6 protein-coding genes are annotated in these 8,075 nt (G+C 34.0%); 4 read left to right on the top strand and 2 right to left on the bottom strand.

From position 1 onward, the window contains the following. Positions 1-271: 271 nt before the first annotated feature. The gene (locus FYJ79_RS12110) at positions 272-1,360 is read right to left on the bottom strand and encodes an acyltransferase (RefSeq protein WP_154518849.1); all 1,089 of its coding nucleotides are present in this window, start codon (positions 1,358-1,360) and stop codon (positions 272-274) included. Positions 1,361-1,726: 366 nt separating this feature from the next. Between FYJ79_RS12110 and FYJ79_RS12105 the strand changes: the two genes are divergently transcribed. From FYJ79_RS12105 to FYJ79_RS12095, 3 genes are all read left to right on the top strand, one after another. Next, positions 1,727-2,752 carry a polysaccharide deacetylase family protein gene (locus FYJ79_RS12105; protein WP_195837093.1) on the top strand — a complete coding sequence of 342 codons (1,026 nt, stop codon included), beginning with the start codon at positions 1,727-1,729 and terminating at the stop codon, positions 2,750-2,752. Positions 2,753-2,876: 124 nt separating this feature from the next. Then, positions 2,877-3,914, top strand: coding sequence for a polysaccharide deacetylase family protein (locus FYJ79_RS12100; protein WP_154518845.1), 1,038 nt, complete (start codon positions 2,877-2,879; stop codon positions 3,912-3,914). A gap of 82 nt (positions 3,915-3,996) precedes the next feature. Further along, positions 3,997-5,496, top strand: a complete 1,500-nt coding sequence (locus tag FYJ79_RS12095; RefSeq protein WP_154518843.1) for an LCP family protein — start codon at positions 3,997-3,999, stop codon at positions 5,494-5,496. A 94-nt stretch (positions 5,497-5,590) separates the two neighbouring features. Here FYJ79_RS12095 and FYJ79_RS12090 read toward each other — a convergent pair whose 3' ends face one another. After that, on the bottom strand, positions 5,591-6,220 hold the full coding sequence (locus FYJ79_RS12090; protein ID WP_154518841.1) for an Ig-like domain-containing protein: 630 nt from the start codon (positions 6,218-6,220) through the stop codon (positions 5,591-5,593). Between the two features lie 180 nt (positions 6,221-6,400). Between FYJ79_RS12090 and FYJ79_RS12085 the strand changes: the two genes are divergently transcribed. Beyond that, positions 6,401-7,870 (top strand): LCP family protein, encoded by a 1,470-nt coding sequence (locus FYJ79_RS12085; protein ID WP_154518839.1) that lies wholly within the window; start codon positions 6,401-6,403, stop codon positions 7,868-7,870. Positions 7,871-8,075 lie beyond the last annotated feature (205 nt).

Below are 8,075 nucleotides of genomic sequence, written 5' to 3'. Positions count from 1 at the left end.
TTGAGGGATAGCGAGCGTCAAGAGCGGTAGCTTGAACGAAGTGAAAGCAAGCGCCTTTAGACGCGAGCAGGTATTACAGGCTTATAGCCGCAGTTCAAACCACGCCTTTTAGGCGTGGTTTTGATTTGCCTTTTTAGGATGTAATATATATAACGTAAATCACGATATAGGATTATCAGCTTAGTATTAAAAAGGCTGGAAAATAATATCCAGCTCTTCACACAATTAACAACAAGACAAATCAATTGTTATTATATAAGGCGATATATGCTTATTTCGCAAGAATCATGAGTTTACCTATTTTCTTATTTAAACCAAGGATCCAAACTAATAATAAACTTAAGAGACTGGATATAATGAATAGATAGAAGAATTTATGATAATTGATGAGAGTTGTATGCTTTGAATAGTAATCTACAAAGATATTATGAATTAAGTAAATACCAAATGTATGTTTGCTGATCCATGTAAACAATTTAGGAAAAATAATTTTTTTAATAGGTAGAATGAAAGCAAATATGGACATGCAGAGGATAATGAGAACGATATTGTTATACCAGAGATCATAGGCGCATTGATGAGTAAAGCAATAATATTCTTGCCATAAAAGGAATGAAAAACTAGAAATACCAATAGGGATCCATAACCAATGCTGCTTTATAAGAGAGTTTTGTTCATAAAACAAATAACCAATTAGAGTCAGTAATCCATAATAACCACCAGACCAAGATAAATCTAAAATAGGTGATAATTGGAAATTCAATTTTAAGACATTCAGGAATGGATTAATTGTTGCAGGTAGTGTCATGTAAAGCAAAGAAAATAAGCCTAGCTGAAATATAATCTTATGATCTATTTCAGAAAGAAGAATGGAAATGAATGGGAGAAATAAATAGATACCAATAATAACAGGAATATACCAAAAGTGAGTACCTTCGTAATGTTCAAAAAATAAAACTTCTCTTAGAAATCTTCCCCAATCTAATATTTTTCCATCAAAAATGACACCATAAAAATAATAAATGATTCCCCAAATAGATGAAGTAATAACTAATGGTAATAAACTATTCTTCCAAAATTTTGTAATTACACCTGGTTTACTAAAATCTCTTGGAAGAATTAAATAGCCACTAAGAAAAAAGAATAATGGTACACCACACCTACCAATAACATGGAGGGAAAGCGAGAAGAGCTTCTGTGGGACAGAGAGTCCGATAACTGTTTCAGTTGTTTTGCTATACAAATATGTTAAGTCTGAAGCATGGGTAATAATAACAAATAAGATAGCCAAGGATCTTATTATATCGAGAGATATAATTCTTTTACTTTTTGATTCTTGTAATTGATATGAATTGTTCATTGAACTAACCCCCTTTGATTTTATTGAAAAGCAGTTTTATTAAAATAAAGTATACAATAGTTTTTAAGTGAAAACATATGAATTAGAAGAAATTACTTTTCTTAAAATAAGAATATCTTTCTATTGTAAGTATTGCAATGTGGAGTAGAAAACTTTAGAAAAACTTTAGATTTATAACCATATATTTTTAATAGTTCAATTGTATCATGCAAGATGTTGAAGGAAAGATATGCTTAAATATTTGTTTTTTACTTATATGTTACATTTAATGAAAATTATTGCCTAATAAAGGGATAAAAATGAAGCGTAGGGCTTTCCAATAAAGAAGGACATTGCTAGAATGTAATGGAGATGAGGAGAAAGGAAATGACAGGGAAGAAGAGAACAAGAAATGTAGTATGGATTATTGTTGTTGTTCTTATTCTTGGCGTACTAGGTGGTTTTGGCATTAAAGCCTACAAAGACTACCAGAAAGAAGAAGCACGCAAGAAGGAAGCAGCAAGAATCAAGAAACTACAAGAACAAGCTAAACTTAATAAGGATCAAATATCTATTGAAATACGAGGCACATACAACCTAAAGCTTAACGGTGCTGAAGGTAGGGTGACTTGGAGCAGTGCTAATGGCGCAATAGCGAGAGTGGATGAAAAAGGTGTTGTGACAGGTGTATCAGAGGGTAATACAGTTGTAACCGCAACATACTTAAAAAAGAAATATCCAGTCAAAGTGACTGTAACTATGCCAAGAGTAATGCAGGATGATGGTAAGAAGGTTGTATATCTGACATTCGATGATGGACCATCACCTAAAACAGCCCAGGTGCTCGACATTCTTAAGAATAATGGTGTTCACGCGACATTCTTTGTAACTGGTATGGATCTAAAGTCTGCTGATCTGATGAAACGTGCTGTTGATGAAGGTAATGCGGTTGGTGCACATACTTATACACATGACTACAAGTATGTTTATAGTTCAGAGAATAATTATTTTGATGACTTAAATAAGATCTTAAAACACATCAAGGATGTAACTGGTAAAGAAACAAAAATCATTCGATTCCCAGGAGGAAGCAGCAATACCATCAGTAGAAAGTACAGCCAGGGTATTATGACAAAGCTTACACAGGAAGTGCTTGCTAAGGGTTATCAGTATTATGACTGGAATTTATCAAGTGGTGATGCGGAGTGGCCTGCACCATCTGTTGAATCTATTGTGCATCAGGCAACTAATACTAAACAGACTAAAGTTGTCTTACTTATGCATGATACAAATGCAAAACAAACAACAGTTGATGCCTTACCACAAATTATTAAATTCTATAAAGATAATGGCTATGAATTTAGATCATTAGATAATTCTGATATCATTAGTCACCACCATATCAATAATTAGACAGGTTTATACCTGTCTTTATCATGTGGTATATCTTTAACGTTATACCACTATAGTAAAAAAGTACTTTAAAAATGGGCATAATTGAGTATAATCGAGGTTGCCTTTAAGGAGGGAAGAGGAAATGAATTTGAAATCTAGTAAGATGAAGGTAACAATTATTGTTATTGTCATTGCATTGATTGTTGGAATGTGTGGAGTTTTTGCATACCAGTCTAATCAAAAGAAAAAAGCTGAAATTGCAGCTAAGAAAGAAGCAGAAAGAGAAAAGAAGTTAGAAGCGAAAGCCTCAATGCCAGTCACTAATCTAACGATTGCTCCTGGCAGGGAGTATACAATGAAGCTTGATGGCACAGAAGCTAAGGTTAAGTGGTCAACAGATAACGACAAGATTGCTTCTATCAATTCTAAAGGTGTCTTAACTTCTAAAGCAGAGGGTTCTACAAAAGTAACTGCTCAATATTTTAAAAAGAAGTTTATCGCCAATGTTACTGTCAAACAGCCCAATTCAGTAATGGCTGCGGGTGTTGATGATGGTATTAAAGAAGTATTCTTGACATTTGATGATGGACCATCTGTTAATACTGCAAAGATTCTTGATATTTTGAAACAGAATGGTGTTGTAGGCACGTTCTTTGTTACAGCACAAAATCCTAAATCTAAAGATTTAATGAAGAGAATTCTTAAAGAAGGTAGTGCTATTGGTGCCCATAGTTATACGCATGAGTATTCTATCTATCAATCAGAACAAACATACTTTGATGATTTAAATAAGATTGAAGACTATATTAAATCAGTAACTGGCAAGACAACGAAGATTGTCAGATTCCCTGGTGGTAGCAGTAATACAATAAGTCGTCATTATGCTACTGGTATTATGAAGACATTAGCAGCTGATCTTGAAAAGAAGGGTTATAAGTATTATGACTGGAATATTTCAAGTGGTGATGCAGCTGGTAAATTACAGCCAGTTGATGCATTAGTACGTAATGCAACAGGCACAAAGCATGAAAAAGCGATTATTTTGATGCATGATACACAGGTTAAAACTACTACTGTTGAAGCGTTACCACAGATTATTCAGTGGTATAAAGACAACGGTTATAAGTTCAGTACTTTAGAAAATACAGCTGTTCAGTCTCACCAGAATATTAATAACTAGCATTTTTGAAAAAAGTCATTTCCCAAGATACTACATCCATGTATAATGAAAGATGTAGATTTAATTAAGGAAGGTAAAGTTAATGAAATTGATTAAAATAATTACAAGCTGGCAAGTTATCATGGCTTTACAGCTACTCGTATCAATACTATTGGCGTTCACAACATTTAAGTTAAATGTTCTACCATTTAGGTATGCATTAATATTATTTATTGTATTGTTGCTTTTATTAGTTGGCATGTTCTTCTTCACTAAGTCAAAAAAACAAGTCGATGGTGGAAAAGTAGCTATTAGACCTATCGTTGGCAAGATTATCTCAATCCTCTTATCAATTGTAATGCTTATTGCATCAAGTATGCTGATGAAGACAGAAGGTGCGATTGCTAAGATTACAGGCAATGATACACAGACGACAGTTATCAGTCTGATGACTTTAAAAGATAGTAAGTTTAATTCTGCTGATGACTTAAAAGCATCGACTCCTGTTGGGGTGAATACTATTGCGGATAAGACTAATATCGATAAAGGCTTAAAAGCATTAAAAGATGAAGCAAAGTTCACAAAAAAAGATTACTCAACTTTTAAATCATTAAGTGATGATTTATATAATGGTAAAGTAAAAGCAATCCTTGTAGATAATGCTTATCAATCTGTTTTAGAAACATATCATGAAGATTGGTCACAGAAAACAAAAACAATCTGGAAATATGAAATTAAGGAAAAGGTTGAAGATACTTCAACAAATGCAAAGGTTACGAAGGAACCATTCACATTACTTATTTCTGGTGTGGATAGTCGTGGTGATGTAACTGAAAAATCACGTTCTGATGTGGACATGATTATTACTATTGATCCTACTCATCATCGTATTCTTATGACATCAATTCCTCGTGACTACTTTGTGCCTATCTACGGGCAGGGTGGAAAAGATAAATTAACACATTCAGGATTATTTGGTACTGCATGTGTTGAAAAGACAATTGAAAACTTCATGAATATTAATATTGACTATAATGCCCGTATTGGCTTCCAAGCTGTTACAAAGATTATTGATGCTATTGGTGGTGTTGATGTTTATTCAGATAAAGCATTTATTCCTTGGACGGATCATGGTGTTCGTATTAAAGAGGGAATGCAGCATATGGATGGTAGAACAGCTTTAGCATTCGCTAGAGAAAGAAAGACATATACAACTGGGGATAGACATAGATCAGCTAATGAACAAGCTGTTATTGAAGCTATCTTGGAAAAAGTAATGAAACCTTCTGTTTTAAGTCAATATTCAAGTTTGCTTAGTGCAATTGAAGGAACATTCCAAACAAACTTAAAGTCTTCTGACATCACTTCATTAGCTAAGATGCAACTTGATAAGGGTGGTAAATGGACAGTAAAGAAATCAATACTTTATGGTACTTCTAAGAAAGCAACAGGTGGTTTGATGATGCCTAATACTGAGCTTTATTATAACTTCCCTGATCAAAAGTCCATCGATGCAAATACAAAGTATATTAAAGAAATGCTTAAAGGCGAAGATGTTCAAATCGCTGATACGGATTCAAATGTAACAGCTCATATGGACTAAACATAGAAAAATGTGTGCGAAAAGTGATGCTGTGTTAGGGCATCACTTTTTCTAAGCCATCAAAAAAGGCTTTAGAAAATCTTTCTAAAGCCAATTAATAATTAATTTCATCGCCTGAACGTGTTGTGTAATTATAATCGCCTTCACCATAGTAGGAAACAAGGAATTCTTTATTTTCTTTCACCCACTTGTCACCAGCTGCTTGAGCTGACAATCCATTAAGTAGATTTGAAGAAATTTCTTCGGTGTGCACAATGTGTCCTGTCTTACTGCCATCTTTATTATGAACATAGTAGAAGATCATTAGATATGTCTTATCTGGATCATAAGGTAATTTGGCATCATCAGGCATTTTAGCTTTTCTGCCAATGATATTTACTTTGCATTCCAATGTTTTTCCATCAACAGTAGCAGTGATACGTGTTGTACCAATACTCTTAGGAATAATGAGGCCTTCATCACCAACTACTGAAATGTTGTTGTTATAAGATCCCCAGACGATAGATTTACTTGTGTTGCCGGAAACTTCTAGTAAAAATGTCTGACCTAATCGTAGTGTGATATCATCACGATTTAGAGAGAGTTTTGTTACTGTTTGTTTTTTATTGTCTTTTTGTGCTGTTTGTGTTGTCTTTTTCTTAGTTGTCTTTGATGAGCTAGGAGAACATCCTACAACCAGTGTGGCAACAAGAAGAACAGCTAAGTATTTATATAGATGAACCATAGATCTCATCCTTTCTTAACTAAGTATAACATAGGTTATAACCTACGCGTACAATTGTAGACTAAAATAGAAAAAAATGAAAGTGGAAAGATTTTGATTTTCGATTGCTTTCAGAAAAGTATAGTGTATAATTTTCGATACTTAGAGTAATCTGGTTGAGTGAGAGGGAGCGAATAGATTATGAAATTGAAATGGCAAATCATTATATTATTTCAGGCAGCAGTTGAAATATTTCTTGGTTATGAAATGACTAAATTCAATGTCTTACCTTTAAAATATTTGATTGTTGTTTATATTGTATTGTTTTTAATTTTTAGACTCATGTATAAGTTTATCAAGCCACCAAAAAGAATAGGAAAACATGCCAAGAAATCAAAAAGAGCACAACTAGGCAAGTATGTCTCTCTAGTTGTTTCTATTGCGATGATCTTTTCATCCTACATGTTGATTAAAACAAATGGTGCCATTGCAAAAATGACAGGAATGTCAGAAACAAAGACGGTCATTGCACTTGTAGCTTTAAAGAAGAGTGGCTATAAGTCGGCAAAAGATGCTGAGGATGAAAGAATAGGTATAAATACGAAACAAACATCAACCTATCTCAATAAAGGCCTAAGTTTACTCAAAGATGATATTTCTTTTACTGAGAAAGATTATAATGATTATAAGAAATTAGGTGAAGATCTCTATAGTGGGAAAGTAAAAGCAATACTCATGGATTATGCTTATGAAACTGCACTAGAAGGTTATTTTGAAAGCTTCAATAATGACACAGAGATTATTTGGTCTCATGAGTTTGTGGAAAAGAATACTAATACGGCCAACAATAAGAATGTCACAAAAGAACCATTTACTATTATGGTATCAGGTGTGGATTCAAGAGGTAGTGTTGAAGAGAAATCAAGAAGTGATGTGAATATGATTGTTACAATTAATCCTAATACAAGACAGATTCTCCTTACTTCTATCCCTAGAGATTATTTTGTCACACTAGCCAATGTAGGTGTTAAAGATAAACTTACACATGCTGGTATGTTTGGGACAACGAATGTTGAAAAGACGGTTGAGAAGTTTATGAATTTAGATATTGATTATCAAGCACGTATTGGCTTCCAGTCTGTCGTAAAAATTGTTGATGCATTAGGTGGTGTAGATGTCTATTCTGATAAAGCTTTTAGACCATGGACTGATGATGGTGTGCGTATAAAAAAAGGAGTACAGCACATGGATGGTCGTACGGCCTTGGCATTTGCGCGAGAAAGAAAAATTTACTTAACAGGGGATCGTCATCGAGCTGCAAATCAGCAAGCTGTTTTAAAAGCAATATTAAATAAAGCGATGTCACCAGCAGTGATCACAAATTATACAAGCTTATTAGATGCAGTTGCAGGAACATTCCAGACAAATATGAAATCTAGTGATATTACAAGCCTAGCTAAGATGCAGCTAGATAAGGGTGGATCTTGGGATATTCAGCAGTCCATTCTTGAAGGAACAAGCGAAAAGAGAAAAGGTGGATACTTAATGCCAAAGACAGCTATTTATTACACAATCCCATCAAAAGAATCTATTGATAAAAATAGACTCTATATTACAAATATGATGGCTGGCAAGAAGATTAAAACGGAAGCTAAGGATTCTGAGGCATAAAAATATCATTAAGTCTAGAAGGTCATATGACCTTCTTTTTTCTAGTGTGCCGGGCATGGCACTGATTCAGTCGGAGACAGTCCGACCACAGGTAGTTACCGCCAAGTGTAGTGAACCACAAGCCGATACCATAAAGGTAGGAGTGAAGGAAGTGGTGTAGCGATTCCTTTGAGCGTACGAACAGAAACTTGATACAAGGCTAAAT

Origin of the sequence: Sharpea porci (assembly GCF_009695655.1) — a bacterium.
Classification (GTDB): domain Bacteria; phylum Bacillota_I; class Bacilli_A; order Erysipelotrichales; family Coprobacillaceae; genus Sharpea; species Sharpea porci.
Note: the sequence above shows the minus strand (reverse complement) of the source record. Positions and strands in the feature narration are given on the sequence as shown.